This window comes from Streptomyces sp. NPDC057137 (assembly GCF_042670825.1).
In the GTDB taxonomy this organism is placed as follows: domain Bacteria; phylum Actinomycetota; class Actinomycetes; order Streptomycetales; family Streptomycetaceae; genus Streptomyces.
Genome location: NZ_JBHUUW010000112.1, coordinates 1 through 16,060, shown reverse-complemented (window position 1 = coordinate 16,060; position 16,060 = coordinate 1). Strand labels below are relative to the sequence as shown.

Annotated in this window: 15 protein-coding genes and 1 pseudogene; 4 read left to right on the top strand and 12 right to left on the bottom strand. The window is 70.4% G+C overall.

Going from position 1 to position 16,060, the window contains the following annotated elements; all coding sequences use genetic code 11:
- Window positions 1-130: 130 nt before the first annotated feature.
- Window positions 131-1,147, bottom strand: a complete 1,017-nt coding sequence (locus ACFT9I_RS38945; protein WP_382572374.1) for an aldo/keto reductase — start codon at window positions 1,145-1,147, stop codon at window positions 131-133.
- 143 nt (window positions 1,148-1,290) lie between these two features.
- On the opposite strand from ACFT9I_RS38945, the gene ACFT9I_RS38940 reads away from it, so the two are divergent.
- Window positions 1,291-2,178, top strand: coding sequence for a helix-turn-helix domain-containing protein (locus ACFT9I_RS38940; protein ID WP_382572372.1), 888 nt, complete (start codon window positions 1,291-1,293; stop codon window positions 2,176-2,178).
- A gap of 82 nt (window positions 2,179-2,260) precedes the next feature.
- Here the strand turns inward: ACFT9I_RS38940 and ACFT9I_RS38935 are convergent, their stop codons facing one another.
- Window positions 2,261-3,166, bottom strand: a complete 906-nt coding sequence (locus ACFT9I_RS38935; protein WP_382572370.1) for a S41 family peptidase — start codon at window positions 3,164-3,166, stop codon at window positions 2,261-2,263.
- 57 nt (window positions 3,167-3,223) lie between these two features.
- Here ACFT9I_RS38935 and ACFT9I_RS38930 point away from each other — a divergent pair, with 57 nt between their 5' ends.
- The gene (locus tag ACFT9I_RS38930) at window positions 3,224-3,766 is read left to right on the top strand and encodes an ArsR/SmtB family transcription factor (RefSeq protein WP_382572368.1); all 543 of its coding nucleotides are present in this window, start codon (window positions 3,224-3,226) and stop codon (window positions 3,764-3,766) included.
- A 47-nt stretch (window positions 3,767-3,813) separates the two neighbouring features.
- Here the strand turns inward: ACFT9I_RS38930 and ACFT9I_RS38925 are convergent, their stop codons facing one another.
- The 5 genes and pseudogenes from ACFT9I_RS38925 to ACFT9I_RS38905 form a co-directional block, all read right to left on the bottom strand.
- Window positions 3,814-5,217, bottom strand: coding sequence for a class I SAM-dependent RNA methyltransferase (locus tag ACFT9I_RS38925; protein WP_382572366.1), 1,404 nt, complete (start codon window positions 5,215-5,217; stop codon window positions 3,814-3,816).
- Between the two features lie 91 nt (window positions 5,218-5,308).
- On the bottom strand, window positions 5,309-7,360 hold the full coding sequence (locus ACFT9I_RS38920) for an APC family permease (protein ID WP_382572364.1): 2,052 nt from the start codon (window positions 7,358-7,360) through the stop codon (window positions 5,309-5,311).
- 124 nt (window positions 7,361-7,484) lie between these two features.
- A pseudogene (locus ACFT9I_RS38915) lies at window positions 7,485-7,754 on the bottom strand (MMPL family transporter); the annotation flags it as partial.
- A 111-nt stretch (window positions 7,755-7,865) separates the two neighbouring features.
- Entirely contained in the window at window positions 7,866-8,132 is a 267-nt protein-coding gene (locus ACFT9I_RS38910) for a hypothetical protein (RefSeq protein ID WP_382572363.1), read from the bottom strand.
- Complete coding sequence (locus ACFT9I_RS38905; protein WP_382572362.1) at window positions 8,129-8,470, bottom strand: ArsR/SmtB family transcription factor; 342 nt, start codon at window positions 8,468-8,470, stop codon at window positions 8,129-8,131. The genes ACFT9I_RS38910 and ACFT9I_RS38905 overlap by 4 nt, the downstream gene beginning before the upstream one ends.
- Window positions 8,471-8,774: 304 nt before the next feature.
- Between ACFT9I_RS38905 and ACFT9I_RS38900 the strand changes: the two genes are divergently transcribed.
- Together ACFT9I_RS38900 and ACFT9I_RS38895 are read left to right on the top strand one after the other, a co-directional pair.
- On the top strand, window positions 8,775-9,443 hold the full coding sequence (locus ACFT9I_RS38900) for a TrkA family potassium uptake protein (protein WP_354609040.1): 669 nt from the start codon (window positions 8,775-8,777) through the stop codon (window positions 9,441-9,443).
- A complete protein-coding gene (locus ACFT9I_RS38895) occupies window positions 9,443-10,114 on the top strand; it encodes a potassium channel family protein (protein ID WP_382572360.1) in 672 nt (223 codons plus the stop codon). Before ACFT9I_RS38900 ends, ACFT9I_RS38895 begins: the two co-directional genes overlap by 1 nt.
- Window positions 10,115-10,570: 456 nt before the next feature.
- Here ACFT9I_RS38895 and ACFT9I_RS38890 read toward each other — a convergent pair whose 3' ends face one another.
- The 5 genes from ACFT9I_RS38890 to ACFT9I_RS38870 form a co-directional block, all read right to left on the bottom strand.
- Window positions 10,571-11,317, bottom strand: coding sequence for a DUF3159 domain-containing protein (locus ACFT9I_RS38890; protein WP_382572358.1), 747 nt, complete (start codon window positions 11,315-11,317; stop codon window positions 10,571-10,573).
- Between the two features lie 3 nt (window positions 11,318-11,320).
- Entirely contained in the window at window positions 11,321-11,707 is a 387-nt protein-coding gene (locus ACFT9I_RS38885; protein WP_189109070.1) for an OB-fold nucleic acid binding domain-containing protein, read from the bottom strand.
- 33 nt (window positions 11,708-11,740) lie between these two features.
- Window positions 11,741-12,463, bottom strand: a complete 723-nt coding sequence (locus ACFT9I_RS38880) for a response regulator (protein ID WP_382572356.1) — start codon at window positions 12,461-12,463, stop codon at window positions 11,741-11,743.
- A 29-nt stretch (window positions 12,464-12,492) separates the two neighbouring features.
- Window positions 12,493-15,036 carry a DUF4118 domain-containing protein gene (locus tag ACFT9I_RS38875; RefSeq protein WP_382572354.1) on the bottom strand — a complete coding sequence of 848 codons (2,544 nt, stop codon included), beginning with the start codon at window positions 15,034-15,036 and terminating at the stop codon, window positions 12,493-12,495.
- Window positions 15,037-15,205: 169 nt separating this feature from the next.
- Window positions 15,206-15,946: an ABC transporter ATP-binding protein gene (locus tag ACFT9I_RS38870; protein ID WP_382572352.1), complete on the bottom strand. Its 741-nt coding sequence runs from the start codon at window positions 15,944-15,946 to the stop codon at window positions 15,206-15,208.
- Between the last annotated feature and the right edge of the window lie 114 nt (window positions 15,947-16,060).

The window sequence follows — 16,060 nt, the reverse complement described above, 5'->3', positions numbered from 1 at the left end:
GCCCACGAGCGGCGCCCCGGATCAAGACGATCCGGGGCGCCGTTCGTGGGCCGGGGGCTACGTCTCCACGTACGCGACGATCGCGATCACTGTCCCGCCGCCTCAAGTGCGGCGCAGGCGTGGGCGGGCCTCAGCGACGGCGCAGGCGTTTGTCGGTGATCGGCGGGGTGGGGTCGATGTAGAAGTCGTCCGGATTCACGTCGACGCCGGGCGGGACGATCTCGTCGATGCGGTCGAGGATGTCGTCGCCGAGTTCTACGTCGGCCGCGGCGAGGAGATCGGTCAGTTGTTCGGGGCGGCGCGGGCCGATGAGTACCGCGGTGACCGCCGGATGCGCACGGACGAAAGCAGTGGCCAGATGAGGCAGCGGCAGGCCGGCCTCGGCGGCCAGAGCGGTCAGTTCGCGTACGGCGTCGGCCTTGGCCTGTACGCCCGGCCGGGTGAGATCGAACATCTTCGCCCCCGCGCCGGCGCTGCGGTGCCCGGCGGTGGGATCCGCGCGGCCCGAGAGCCAGCCGGAGTTGAGCGGGCCGAAGGTCAGCACACCCATGCCGTAGCTCTGGGCGGTGGGCAGCACCCGGTTCTCCACACCGCGGGTGAGGATCGAGTACGGCGGCTGCTCGGTGCGGAAACGGTGGTGGCCGCGGCGCTCGGCCGTCCACTGGGCCGTCACGATCTCCTCGGGGGAGAAGAACGAGCCGCCGATGGCACGGACCTTCCCGGCCCGGACCAGGTCCGACAGGACGCCGAGGGTCTCGTCGATGTCGGTGTGCGGGTCCGGGCGGTGCATCTGGTACAGGTCGACGTGGTCGGTGTCCAGGCGGCGCAGGCTGTCCTCCACCGCGCGGTGGATCCAACGGGCCGAGCCGCCACCCCGGTTGGGGTCCTCGCCCATCGCCAACCCGAATTTGGTGGCCAGGACGATGTCATCGCGGCGGCCCTTCAATGCCTTGCCCACGATCGTCTCCGACTCGCCGCCGGAGTACACGTCGGCGGTGTCGACGAGGTTGATCCCGGCGTCCAGTGCCGTGTGGATCATGCGTACCGACTCGTCGTGGTCGGTGTTGCCCATCGCGCCGAACATCATCGTGCCGAGTGCGTACTCGCTCACCGACATGCCGGTGCCGCCGAGAATCCTGCGCTTCATGAGGGGTTCCTCCAGGTGCGTGCTTGCTTTCCACCAGACGAGCACCGCTCGCGGCCGGGGCGGGAGACCCGCCCTGACCGGGGGTCCAACAAACCCCCTTTGGCGCAGCTACTCCCCAGGTCACCCCGGTCTACGGTGGTGGCATGGCCCAGGAACCGAACAGCGAGCTGCGGGACTTCCTCCGCTCGCGCCGCGCGAAGATCACCCCCGAGGAGGCGGGCCTGGCACCCCAGCCCGGCACCCGCCGCGTTCCGGGCCTACGGCGCGAGGAGGTCGCCCAGCTCGCCGGCGTCAGCGTCGACTACTACATCCGTCTGGAGCGCGGACGCCATCTCAACGTCTCCGCGTCCGTCCTGGACGCGATCGCCCGCGCCCTGCGTCTCAACGATCTGGAGCGCGCCCACCTGTTCCGGATCGCCAAACCGGCCCGCACCACCCGGCCTCGCCCGCTGTCCCCGCAGCGCGTCCGCCCCGGTCTGCGACTGCTGCTCGACAGCCTCACCGACGTCCCCGCCCTCGTCTACGGCCGCCGCATGGACGTCCTGGCCGCCAACCACCTCGCCCGCGCCCTGTACACGGACTTCGAGGCCCTGCCCGCCCGCAGTCGCAACATGGCCCGCCTGGTCTTCCTCGACGACCACTTCCGGAGCCTGTACGCCGATTGGGAGGACGCCGCCCGCGGCATCGTCGCGTCACTTCGTCTGTACGCGGGACGTCGCCCGCACGACCCCGCCCTGGCCGAACTCGTCGGCGAACTCTCCGTCCAGGACGCGGACTTCCGCCACTGGTGGGCCGGCCACGACGTGTTCCGGCGCACCCACGGCACCAAGCGCTTCCACCATCCCGTCGTCGGCGACCTCGTCCTGGGCTACGAGGCCTTCTCTCCCGCCGACGACCCCGAGCAGACCCTGGGCGTCTCCACCGCCGAACCCGGGTCCCCCTCCGCGGAACGCCTGAAGCTGCTGGCCGGCTGGTCCCGATCCCCGCACCATCCGGCACCAGCCGCACAACCGGACGCCCCACGGCCCTGAAGCCGCGAGGACCGCGCCGAGCAGGGCGCGGTACCGGTCTTCGACCGTGAGACCTGCGAACTGCGTCGGCTGCCGGAGTGGGTCAGCCGGCCAGTCGGGCGAGGGCCAGCGCGTGGGCCCGGTCGAGGGAATCAGCAGCGGCGCAAGGGACGTCCGGCCGCACACCGGTGCCCTCCCAGTTCGTGCCGGAGACGGGATTGACGGCGCGGCCGAAGGGGACGGTGGCTTCCAGGTGCGGGTGCACGGTCCAGCCCTTGCACGGATGTGCGCCGCCGCGGGTGCGCTCGCCGACGACAACGGCGCGGCCGAGCTGCTGGAGGTCGTACGCCAGCTCCTCGGCGGCGGAGAAGGTGCTGTCACTGGACAGCACGTACAACGGCTTGCTGCCACCGAAGCCCGCGCCGGGTACGTGCGGCAGGCTCCAGGACTGCTCGCGGCGCTCGCCGCCGCGCCAGTACATGGTGTTGAGGTGGGTGCGCTCGTCCAGTAGGTAACTGCAGACGAAGGCGACCGTGTCCGGGTCGCCGCCCCGGTTGGCGCGAAGGTCCACGATCAGCGCCTGAGCGCGGGAGGCCAGGGTGAGCGCGGCGCTCAGCGGTTCGGCGGCCCACTCCAGCGGAAACAGCATCGGGGCCAGCTCCACCACGGCGCCCCCTCCGCCGAGCAACTCCACCCGGGGCGCTCCGCCCAGCGAGGTGTCGAAGTCCCGGCGCATGGCGTCCAAGGTGGCCGCGCCCTCCTTCGGGGACACCGGGTCGACGTGGTGCTTGAGCCTCAGGTGCCGGTCGCCGTTGACGGACTGCAGGTCCGCGGTGACCAGACGGGCGAGCTCCTCGGCGCCGTCGACGTCGTACGCGCCCTCGGCGAGGCGTCGTCGCAGCAGGCCGACGAGCTGCTCGGCTATCTCGGGGAAAACGTAGTGCTCGGTCAGCAGCCGGGCTGTCTCGTCGATGACAGGGGCAGGTTGAAGCTTCGTCGGAGTCGTCATGGCAGGGAGTAGAGCACCACCCTTGCGAAAGCGTCAAAGACTTTAGACACTTTCGATATGCGTGATCAGCCTTCCCACCCGGCACCTCCTGAAGATGTCCTGGAGATCAGCGCGCCTGACCAATTCGCGGCGCTCGCCCACCCGTTGCGCCAGCGGCTGCTCTTCGCCCTGGGCCACCGGCCCGCCACCATCAGGCAGCTCGCGGCGCAACTCGACGCGAAGAAGGGCAACGTGGCCCACCACCTCAAAGTGCTCCGCGAAGCAGGACTGGTGCACGTCGCCGAGACCCGCCAGGTCCGCGGCGGCACCGAGCAGTACTACCAGCGCACGGCCCGCCGCATGGTCGTCGCCGAGCCTCAAGCGGCAGGCACCGCCGCGATGCTCGCCGCGGTCGCCCAGGAACTGGACCTCTCTCCCACTGAGACCCATCTGACGCTGCGCCACCTGCGTCTCAGCCCCGCGAAGGCGAGAGAACTCGGCGAAGCCCTCGCCCAACTGGTCGACGAGGCCGAGGAAAACGCGGAGGACCAGCCCGTGCACGGCGTGTTGGTGGCGCTCTATCAGCAGCCTCTGCCGACCAACGCCACCAATTCCGCCTAGCGGCCCCACCCTCACGAGACAGCACACCTAGCTCACCGGAGACGAGGTCAGGCGTCGTCCTTCTTCACCGGCTCAAGGATCGCCACGCACTCCACATGGTGCGTCATCGGGAACAGGTCGAACGCCCGCAGCGTGCGCGGCTTGTAGCCCGCCTCGCGGAAGTACGCCAGGTCGCGGGCCAGTGCCGCCGGGTCGCATGCCACGTAGGCGATGCGGCGGGCGCCCAGGCCCGCGAGGTGGTTGACGACCTGTTTGCCGGCGCCCGCGCGTGGGGGGTCCAGGACGATCAGGTCCGTCTCGGTGATCTGGGTGCGGGGCAGGATCGTGTCGACCTTGCCGTGTTCGATGCGGACCCGGGGCAGGTCCTGGAGGTTGTACTGGGCGTCCTCCGCCGCGCGCCTGCCGGATTCGATGCCGAGCACCGCGCCCGTCTCGCCGACGCGTTGGGCGATCGCTCCCGCGAACAGGCCCACCCCGCAGTAGAGGTCGAGCGCCGTCTCGCCCTTGCGGGGCATCAGGCCCTGCATCACGGCCTCCACCAGCACCTCGGGGGCCTTCGGGTGGACCTGCCAGAAGCCGCCCATGCCGATGCGCCAGGTGCGGTCGTCGGCGCGTTCGCGGACGAAGGCGCGGCCGTGGACCCGGTGCACTCCCCCGTCGTGCTCCTCCACGCGCAGGACGGACACCGGCTTGTCCAGCTCGACCAGCGGGAGCCGGCCACCCTTGAGGGGGGCGAGGATCACCTGGCGGTCGCCCGAGCCGGAGGCCGCGATCGCCTCGACCGAGGCCATCTGGGGCCATTCGCGCTTCTCGACGCCGAGTTCGCTGACGCCCTCGGAGGCGATCATGCAGTGGTCGACGGGCTGGACCTCGTGCGAGCGGTGCTTGCGCAGCCCGGCGCGGCCGTCGGCGTCGACGGCGTACTGCACGCGTGTACGCCACTGGGGCACCTCACCGGCGGGCAGCTTGTCGCCGGGCGCGGGCATGACCGTGCCGTCCCAGCCCGCCTCCTCCGGGGTGAGCCCGGCCAGTCGCTGGAGCTGCTCGGTGATGACGTCGCCCTTGAGGCGGCGCTGCGCGCCGGGCTTGGCGTGCTGCCAGTCGCAGCCGCCGCACATGCCGGGGCCCGCGTACGGGCAGGGGGCCTCGACGCGTTCCTTGGAGGCGTCCAGGATCGTGACCGCGTCGGCGCGCAGATAGCGCGAGCCCTCGTCGCCGTCCGTCACGCGCGCGATGATCTTCTCGCCGGGCAGCGCGTGGCGTACGAAGAGCACCCGGCCCTCGTCGGTGCGGGCGATGCAGTGGCCGCCGTGCGCGACGGGGCCGACCTCGACCTCGTACTCGTCCCCGACCAGCGAAGCCCGCTCAGGAGTCCCCTCGGGAGTCGCCTCTGAAGCCCCTTCCGGAGCCTGCTCCGGAAGCTGCTCTGAAGGCTGCGGTTCTGTCTGCATGAGGGGCGGGGCTCCAAAACGATGGGCGGGGCGGGACGGCAGCCAGTCAGTCTACGTGCGGGCGGCACCCGTCATCGCCACACCGAATCCGTCAGGGCTTCTCCGTCGGCTCCTTCTTCGGCCGCGTGTCCACCGGCCCCCGCCGCACCGAGCCCGGCGCTGTCCAGTCCGCCCGTCGCCTCGCGCGCTTCTTCGCGACCTCGGAGGACTCCAGCTGGTACGGCACCGAGGTCACCATCACGCCCGGCGTGAAGAGCAGCCGCCCCTTGAGCCGTAGCGCGCTCTGGTTGTGCAGCACCTGCTCGAACCAGTGGCCGACCACGTACTCCGGGATGAAGATGCTGATCACGTCGCGCGGATTCTCGGTGCGCAGACCCCGTACGTACTCTATGACCGGCCGGGTGATCTCCCGGTACGGGGAGTCGAGGATCTTCAGCGGCACGTTGATGCCGCGCCGCTCCCACTCGTCCTTGAGCTGCTTCGTCTCGACGGGGTCGACGTTGATGCTCAGTGCCTCCAGCCGGTCCGAGCGGGTCAGCTTCGCGAACGCGAGGGCGCGCAGCGTCGGCTTGTGGACCTTGGAGACCAGCACGATGGTGTGCACGCGGGACGGCCGTACGCCGTCGCCGCCCGGTCCCTCGGCGGCGGCGATCTCCCGCGCCACGTGGTCGTAGTGCCGGCGGATCGCGGACATCGTCCCGTAGAAGATCACCATGCCGAGCAGGGCGACCCACGCCCCGTGCGTGAACTTGGTGGCCAGTACGACGATCAGGACGAGCCCGGTGAAGAAGGCGCCGAAGGTGTTGATCGCGCGCGAGCGGATCATGTGGCGGCGCTTGGCCTTGTCGCGCTCCGTCCGCAGGTGGCGGTTCCAGTGCCGGACCATGCCGGTCTGACTGAGGGTGAAGGAGACGAAGACGCCGACGATGTAGAGCTGGATCAGCTTGGTCGAGTCCGCCCCGTACACCCACACCAGCAGGATCGCGGCGCCGGCCAGCAGCACGATGCCGTTGGAGAAGGCGAGGCGGTCGCCGCGGGTGTGGAGCTGGCGCGGCAGGTAGCGGTCCTGCGCGAGGATCGAGCCGAGCAGCGGGAAGCCGTTGTACGCGGTGTTGGCGGCCAGGAACAGCACGAGCGCGGTCGCCGCGGCGAGCAGGACGAAGAAGAAGGTGTCCTGTCCGAAGACGGCGGCGGCGACCTGCGAGATGACCGGGTTCTGGACGTAGCCCTCACCGACCGGCACACCGTCGCGGAGCAGGTCCTTGCCCGGGAACTCGGCCATCTTCACATCGGTGGCCATCGCCAGGCCGATGATGCCGCAGAACATGGTGACGGCCAGCGTGCCCATCAGCGCCAGCGTCGTCGCCGCGTTCTTGCTCTTGGGCTTACGGAAGGCGGGGACGCCGTTGCTGATGGCCTCGACGCCGGTGAGCGCGGCGCAGCCGGAGGAGAACGCGCGCAGCAGCAGGAAGACCAGCGCGAAGCCGGCCAGACCGCCCTCCTCCGCCTTGATCTCGAAGTGGGCCGTCGGCGCGTCCATGGTGTCGTTGCGGACGAAACCGCGGTAGGCGCCCCACGCGATCATGATGAAGACGCCGGCGACGAAGACGTACGTCGGAATGGCGAAGAGCTTGCCCGACTCCCGTACGCCGCGCAGATTCATCAGCGTCAGGATGACGATTATCCCGATCGCGCACAGGACCTTGTTCTCGATGACGAAGGGGATCGCCGAGCCGAGGTTCTCCACGCCGGAGGAGATCGACACGGCCACGGTGAGGACGTAGTCGACGAGCAGCGCGCTCGCGACGGTCAGACCGGCCTTGCGGCCGAGGTTGGTGTTGGCGACCTCGTAGTCGCCGCCGCCGCTGGGGTAGGCGTGCACGTTCTGCCGGTAGGAGGCGACGACGGTGAACATCAGGACCACGACGGCCAGTGCGATCCACGGGCTGAAGTGGTACGCCGACGCGCCCGCGATGGAGAGCACCAGGAGGACTTCCCCCGGCGCGTAGGCCACCGAGGAAAGCGGGTCGGAAGCGAAGACGGGCAGTGCGATGCGTTTGGGAAGGAGCGTTTCTCCCAGCCTGTCGCTACGCAGCGCCCTGCCGATCAGGATCCGTTTGGGCACGTCGGTCAGTTTCGGCACGATGAGGATCGTAAGCGGTCCGGCGGGCGCCGTACGAAGCACCACCCCGCCCGGGGCCGGGCCCGGGGGCCCGGCGCCCCTCCTGTGTCACAGTCGGCGACGCCGGGACTCCGTTACGGCGCCAGACACGCTCCGGCGCGCGCCCGCCGACGCCCCTGTTGTCGCTCCCCTCAGTGCTCCCCTCCGCCGGGCGTCCGGTCCGCCCCCCACCCGCGAGCCGCCCCGGCCACCAGAACCGGCGCCCCAGATCCAGCGCGAGCGCGGGCACCAGCACCGTACGGACCAGGAAGGTGTCCAGCAGGACGCCGATGCCGACGATCACGCCCATCTGCGCCATCGTCACCAGCGGCAGCGCCGCGAAGACGGCGAAGGTCGCGGCGAGCACCACACCCGCCGGTTTGCCGACCTGCCGTGGCGCGCGGGGTTGGTGCCCTGAGTGATGGATCTCCATGAGTACGGCCGGGAGCGGGAACTCCCGGCCGTACGACTTCACTTGGCGGCGCCGCTACTCGATCTCGCGCATCATCTTCTCCATCGACGCGATGGAACCACGGGCCTGCATCAGCTCGTCGAGCGTGCGGCGGTGCAACTCGACGTTGTCCTCCAGCAGTTGCGCGTACTTCACGGCAAGCTGCTTGTACTGATCCTCGCGCGCGGCCAGCATGCGTGCGCGCCAGGTCGCCGCTATCTGCCAGACGACCACGATGAGGAACAGGAAGACACCGCCGGCGCCGATGGCTCCCGCCAGGTCCGTCCAGCCCGAATCATTCATTTCGCGGACTCCTTCATCGTCGTTCTCTCTTCTTCGGTGAGCGTCAGCGCCGCCGTCGCGACGGACTGCGGGGTCAGGGCGAAACAGAACGGCGTCAGCTCGAAGAACTTCATCGACTTGCCGCTCTCGGACAGCTCCAGCGTGCCGACGACGAGCCCGGCCGCCTCCAGCCGCTGGAGATGCATGTGCAGCAGCGGGCGGCCGATGCCGAGTTCGCGGGCGAGCCTGCTGACGTAGTTCCGGCCTTCCAGGAGCGCGCCGACGATCCGCATCCGGTGCGGATTGCCGAGCGCGCCGAGCACTTTCAGCAGCTCGTCGCCGGTGGGGACCTCTTGCATCGCCGCGCCCTTCGTCAGCACCTGTCAGAGAAAGCTGACAGTAGTCGTCCGCACCTGTCAAAGAAACCTGACACATATCAGGGTTGACTGAGGGGAACTCGGGGTCGTCTCAGGGTCTCCCCCGACGCCTCCCCGGCGTCTCCCCGACACGGGTGACGGCACGGCGGGCGCGGACGCATAAGCTCAGTCCCGGGCGGCGCCCCGTACGGTTGTCCCGTCCGTGGCCCGGCGCACGGAGAAGAAAGAATGAACCAGGTGTTTACGCAGGTCAGCTCGGCGAACAGGACTGCGGGGTAAAGAGGACGTGCACATCGTCATCATGGGCTGCGGCCGAGTGGGAGCCGCGCTCGCGACCAGCCTGGAGCGGCAGGGGCACACGGTCGCGGTCATCGACCAGGACCCCACGGCGTTCCGCCGGCTCGGCTCCGGCTTCGGCGGGCGGCGCGTCAACGGCGTCGGCTTCGACCAGGACACCCTGCGCGACGCGGGCATCGAGGACGCGGGCGCGTTCGCCGCGGTCAGCAGCGGGGACAACTCGAACATCATCGCCGCCCGGGTGGCCCGCGAGATGTTCGGCATCGAGAACGTGGCCGCGCGCATCTACGACCCCCGGCGCGCCGAGGTCTACCAACGGCTCGGCATCCCGACCGTGGCGACCGTCCGCTGGACCGCCGACCAGATGCTCCGGCGGCTGCTGCCGTCCGGCGCGGAGCCGCTGTGGCGCGACCCGAGCGGCGGCGTACAGCTCGCCGAGGTCCACACGTCGGCCGCCTGGATCGGCCACAAGATCAGCACGCTCCAGGAGGAGACGGGGGTACGCGTCGCGTTCCTCACCCGGCTCGGCGAGGCGATGCTGCCCACGTCGCAGACGGTGCTCCAGGAGGGCGACCTCGTCCACGTGATGATGCGTACGGACGAGATCCAGAAGGTCGAGGCGGCTTTCGCCGAGGGCCCTGAGGAGGGCGGTCACTGATGCGCGTCGCGATTGCCGGAGCAGGCGCGGTGGGTCGTTCCATCGCGGGCGAGCTGCTGGAGAACGGCCACGAGGTCCTGCTGATCGACAAGGCGCCCACCGCCATCTCGGTCGAGCGGGTCCCGATGGCCGAATGGCTGCTGGCCGACGCGTGCGAGATCACCTCGCTCGACGAGGCAGCGCTGCAGCGCTGCAACGTCGTGATCGCGGCGACCGGCGACGACAAGGTCAACCTGGTCGTCTCGCTGCTGGCCAAGACGGAGTACGGCGTACCGAGGGTGGTCGCCCGCGTCAACAACCCGAAGAACGAGTGGCTGTTCAACGAGTCGTGGGGCGTGGACGTCGCGGTGTCGACGCCGCGGCTGATGTCGGCGCTGGTGGAAGAGGCGGTGAGCGTCGGCGATCTCGTACGGCTGCTGCGCTTCAGCCACGGCGACGCGAATCTCGTGGAGCTGACGCTGCCGCCGGAGTCGGCGGTGACGGGGACGCAGGTCGGGGACGTGATCTGGCCGGAGGACACGTCGCTGGTGACGATCATCCGCGGCTCACGGGTGCTGACGCCGCACGCGGAGGAGACGCTGGAGGCGGGCGACGAACTGCTCTTCGTGGCGGCGCAGGCGCGCGAGGAACAACTGGAGGACCTGCTGTCGGTCCGCCGGGAGGACGCGTAACGCTGCGCTGTGCGGTTGCGGGGTTTCGTTTGCCGGTGCCGCCCGGTGGTCGTTGTCCTCAAGCGCCGGACGGGCTGGGTGGGTTGCGGCCGGTGGCCGGGTGCCGCTCCGGGGTCATGCCCGGACGGCATGATTTACGCCGCGTGCAACGCTCGTTGGACCGAGGGAACCAGCATTTTCACGCGGCACAAATCAGCCTGAGTGTCCGGCCACGACCCCTGCGCGTCCCCCTTCCAACCTGCGGGCGGGAGTGGGGGTTGAACAGCGCCACGTGACGGCGAGAGGGGGGCGGGGTCGCAGGAGGGGTGTGTTCGGACACTCAGGCTGATTTGTGGCGCGTGAGAAACCCGGTTCCCTCGGGGCCAACGAGCCATGCACGCGCCGTAAATCATGCCGTCCGGACATACCCCTCCGGAGACCCCGCACCCCGCCCGTCAGCCGACAACCGCAACCGGACTACCGCTGCTCCCGCGAAGCGCGCTCCGCCTCTTCCTCCGCCTCCATCTCAGCGAAGACGTCAATCGGCGCCGGCGCCTTCGCCAGGAACACCCACGTCAGGTACACCGCCAGCAGGAACGGCGGGATCTTCAGGGACACCAGCACCCAGCCCAGCTGCGCCGTGTCCGCCCACCAGTACAGCGGGAAGAGGATCGCGCACTTCGCGAGGAGGATGAACCCCCACGCGTAACTCGCCTTCGTGTACGCCGACTTGCGCCCCGGGTTCCGCGTACGCCAGGACAGGTTCTCCTTGAAGACCGGCCCCAGGATCAGCCCCATCAGCGGCACCCCGGCCACGCTGGTCCCGATGTACGCGAGGGCCAGGCCCAGCGTGTACAGCATGCCCGGCAGGTAGAAGTCCTTCGCGTTGCCGGTCATCATCGCGAAGACCACGCCGAAGGCGACCCCGAAGACGCCGCTGAAGGCGTGCTTCACGGTGTCGCGGCGGATCAGCCGGACCGCGACCAGGAGCAGCGAGACCGCGAGCGCGGCGATCGCCGAGACGTGCAGGTCCTTGTTGATCGTGAAGATCGTGACGAAGAGCAGGCCGGGGACGACCGTCTCCACCATCCCGCGCACGCCGCCGAACGCCTCGAACAGCGCGGCCTCGGTCACGGCCTTGGCCTCGGCGGCAGCGGTCTGCGGGTCGGCGCCCTCGGGCGCGTTGGGGTCTGTCGTCGCGGCTGGCTTGTCGATTGACGTCACCGGCTACTCCTGTCCGAGCGGTCGGAGTTCGTATTTGGGGTTGAACAGCACCCTGCGGCCGTGGCTCATGGAGATCCGGCCGGATGCGATGAGCTTTCGGCCCGGCTCTATGCCGGCTATCGAGCGCCGTCCCAGCCACACCACGTCCAGCGGCGCGGTGCCGTCGAACAGCTCCGCCTCCAGCGCGGGCACGCCGGCCCGCGGACGCAAAGTGACCGTCCGCAACGTACCAGTCACCTTCACTATCTGGCGGTCGCCGCAGTCGCTGATGCGCGTGCAGCCCGAAGCCTGCGCGTCCTCACGCAGCTCCTCGGACTCCAGGTCCTCCTGGGAGCTGGACAGCCGGTCGAGCATCCGGCGGAAGCGGCCGGTCGGCTTCTCAGCACTCATGACAGAAGCGTACCGGGGTCCGCGGGCCCCGGATCATCGGTCGAACCGGTAGCCCATGCCGGGCTCGGTGACGAAGTGCCTGGGGTGCGAGGGATCCGCCTCCAGCTTGCGGCGGAGCTGGGCCATGTAGACCCGCAGATAGTTGGTCTCCGTGCCGTAGGAGGGCCCCCAGACCTCCTGGAGGAGCTGTTTCTGGCTGACGAGGCGGCCGGTGTTGCGTACGAGGACCTCCAGCAGGTGCCACTCGGTCGGGGTGAGCCGTACGTCGCGGCCCTCCCGGTGCACCTTCTTGGCCACGAGGTCGACGGTGAAGCCCTCCGTCTCGACCATCGCGACGCCGCCGTCGTCGCCGGAGCCGACGGGCTCGGCGCGGCGGACGGCGGCGCGGAGCCGGGCGAGGAGTTCGTCCATGCCGAAGGGTTTGGTGACGTAGTCGTCGGCGCCGGCGTCCAGCGCCTCGACCTTCTCGTCGGAGGTCTGGCGCGCGGAGAGCACCAGGATCGGTACGCGGGTCCAGCCGCGCAGGCCCTTGATGACCTCCACACCGTCCATGTCGGGCAGGCCGAGGTCGAGCACGACGACGTCCGGGTGGCGGGCGGCGGCGAGTTCCAGGGCGCTGGCGCCGTCGGCGGCGGCGTCGACCTCGTACTTGCGGGCCTTCAGGTTGATCACGAGGGCGCGCACGATCTGCGGCTCGTCGTCGACCACGAGCACCCTCACGGGCCCTCGGGAGTCTCCCCCGGCGGGAGGCGCCATGGTGGCCTGCCTTTCTGCTGTGCCGCCGGTCATGAGGTGACGTGGGCGGGTAGTTCGGGGCCGGCCGGCGCGAGGCCCGGTACGGCCGTGAGATCGAGGACCATGGTGAGTCCGCCACCGGGGGTGTCCTCGGCGGTGAGGGTGCCGTCCATGGCGTCCGCGAAGCCGCGGGCGACGGCGAGGCCGAGGCCCACGCCCGCCCCGCGCGGTGCGTCCCCGTGGCGCTGGAAGGGCTCGAAGATGCGTTCCTTGGCCTCGTCGGGGACGCCGGGGCCGCGGTCCACGACGCGCACCTGCACGCGGGCGCCGAGGGAGCTGGCGGAGACGTTGACTCGGGTGCCGCCGGGGCTGTACTTGACGGCGTTCTCGACGATGTTGGCCACGGCGCGCTCCAGCAGGCCGGGGTCGACGGCGACCATCGGCAGCGACTCGGGGATGTCCAGGTCGACGCTGTCCTCGGGGACGCCGCCGAGCGCCATGGGGACGACCTCGTCCAGGTCGATCTCGCGGATCAGCGGGGTGACGGTGCCGGTCTGGAGCCGTGACATGTCGAGGAGGTTGCCCACGAGGTGGTCGAGGCGGTCGGCGCCGTTCTCGATGCCTTCGAGAAGTTCGGCGTGGTCCTCCTCGGACCATTCGACGTCGTCGGAGCGGAGCGAGGTGACGGCGGCCTTGATGGCGGCGAGCGGGGTGCGCAGGTCGTGGCTGACGGCGGCGAGCAGGGCCGTACGTATCCGGTTGCCCTCCGCGAGCCTGCGGGCGCCCTCGGCCTCGCCCACCAGGCGCTGGCGGTCCAGTACGACGGCGGCCTGGGCCGCGAAGGCGGAGAGCACCCGGCGGTCCTCGGCGGGCAGTACCCGGCCGGAGAGCGCGAGCGCCATGTGGTCGCCGACGGGCATGTCGACGTCGGCGGCGTCGGGGCGGTCCACGGGCTTGGGTCCGACGCTGCCCGCGCGGGTCCACGGGTCGACGTCGCTGGTGCGTTCCAGCAGCGCCACGGACTCCATGGAGAACGTCTCGCGTACGCGTTCCAGCAGGGCGTCCAGGGTGGTCTCGCCGCGCAGCACGCTGCCGGCCAGGAAGGACAGAATCTCGGACTCGGCCCGGAGTCTGGCGGCCTGATGGGTGCGGCGGGCCGCGAGGTCGACCACGGACGCGACGGCGACGGCCACCGCGAAGAAGATCACGATGGCGACGAGGTTCCTGGGGTCCTGGATGGTGAGGTTGTGGGTCGGTGGGGTGAAGTAGAAGTTCAGCAGGAGGGAGCCGACGGCGGCCGACGCAAGCGCCGGGCGCAGTCCGCCGAGGAGGGCGGCGAGCACGGTCAGGAAGAGGAAGAGCAGGACGTCGTTGGCCAGGCCCAGGGTGTCGTCCAGGGCGGTGAGCAGCAGCGTCAGCAGGACGGGGGCGACGACGCCGGCCAGCCAGCCGGAGACGATCCGGGAGCGGCCGAGGCGGGCGCCGTGGGCGACGGGCAGGCCGCGGCCCTTGGCGACCTCTTCGTGGGTCACGATGTGGACGTCCAGGTCGGGTCCCGACTCGCGGGCGACGGTGGCGCCGACGCCGGGCCCGAAGACGTACTGCCAGGCCTTGCGGCGGCTGGAGCCGAGCACGATCTGGGTGGCGTTGACGCCGCGCGCGAACTCCAGCAGAGCCGAGGGCACGTCGTCCCCGATCACGTGGTGGAAGGTGCCGCCGAGGTCTTCGACCAGGGTGCGTTGGAGGGTCAGTTCCTTGGGCGACGCGGAGGTGAGGCCGTCGCTGCGGGCGATGTAGACGGCGAGGATCTCGCTGCCGGAGCCCTTGGCGGCCATGCGGGCGGCCCGGCGGATGAGCGTACGGCCCTCGGGCCCGCCGGTGAGGCCGACGACGATGCGCTCGCGGGCCTGCCAGGTCGAGCGGATGTTGTGCTCACCGCGGTACTGCTGGAGGTATTCGTCGACCCGGTCGGCGGTCCAGAGCAGCGCGAGTTCGCGCAGGGCGGTGAGGTTGCCGGGGCGGAAGTAGTGGGAGAGCGCGGCGTTGACCTTGTCCGGCTGGTAGATGTTGCCGTGCGCCATGCGGCGGCGCAGGGCCTGGGGCGACATGTCGACAAGCTCGATCTGGTCGGCCCGTCTGACCATCTCGTCGGGGACGGTTTCGCGCTGCCGTACTCCCGTTATCGACTCGACGACATCGCCGAGTGATTCCAGGTGCTGGATGTTGACGGTCGAGACGACGTCGATGCCCGCCTGGAGCAGTTCCTCGACGTCCTGCCAGCGTTTGGAGTTGCGGGAGCCCGGGACATTCGTGTGGGCGAGTTCGTCCACCAGTGCGACGGCGGGGCGACGCTCGATGACCGCGTCCACGTCCATCTCGGTGAAGACGGTGCCGCGGTGCGGCAGCTCGCGGCGGTGGATCTGTTCGAGGCCCTTGAGCATGACCTCGGTGCGGGGCCGGTTGTGGTGCTCGACGAATGCCACGACGCAGTCGGTGCCGCGCTCGACGCGCCGGTGCGCCTCGGAGAGCATCGCGTACGTCTTGCCGACGCCCGGTGCCGCGCCCAGGTAGATCCGTAGCTTGCCGCGTCCCATGGCCCCATTGTCTTCCCACCGAGCCGCTGCGTCCCCTCGCGGCTTCCTGCCCGAAGGTACAGCCAGGGATGCTGCCGAAACGGACATCCCGTGGGGGGCCGGGTCCGTCTTGACACGATTCTGATGGGCCTGGTGCTACGGCGGCCCCGCGAGCCCGGCAAGACACCCCCTAGCCGAGCGGGGCGCGCTCGTGTTCCACCAGGTGGCCGTCGGCGAGTTCGATGACCCGGTCGGCGAGGCCGAGGAGCTGCGCGTCGTGGGTGGCCACGAGCGCGGTGACGCCCTCACTGCGTACGACCGCGCGCAGCAGCTCCATCACGGCGAGCCCGGTCTCCGCGTCGAGCTGCCCGGTGGGCTCGTCGGCGATCAGCAGGGCGGGCCGGTTCGCGAGGGCGCGGGCGATGGCGACGCGCTGCTGCTGGCCGCCGGACAGCTCGCCGGGCCGCTGTGCGGCGTGGTCGCCGAGGCCGACGAGGGCGAGCAGCAGCGCCACCCGCTCCTCGCGCTCGCGCGGGTCGGCCTTGCGCAGCCGCAGGGGGACGCCGACGTTCTCGGCGGCGGTGAGGATGGGCAGCAGTCCGAAGGACTGGAAGATGAAGCCGATACGGTCGCGGCGCATGGCGAGCAGGCCGTTCTCGCCGAGTGTGGCGAGGTCCGTACCGTCGACGACGATCTCGCCGGCGTCCGGGAGGTCCAGGCCGCCCACGAGGTTGAGCAGGGTCGTCTTGCCCGATCCCGAGCGGCCCTTGAGCGCGATCAGCTCCCCGCGCGGCACGGTGAAGGACACCCCGCGCAGCGCGTGGACGGCGGCGGCGCCGGTGCCGTACGAGCGGTGCAGGCCGGTCACCCGGACCATGGGTTCGGCCGGCCGGGCGACGACGGCCGTGCCGGTGCTGCTGCTCTCGGTCATGAGTCTTCCCCCGTACGGTGCCGGATTGCCGAGCGTCAGTATGTGCGGGCCGCACGCGGCCGGGCAACGGTGGTGGAGAGACGCCGGTGGGCCGCGCTCCTGTCACGGGAGCGC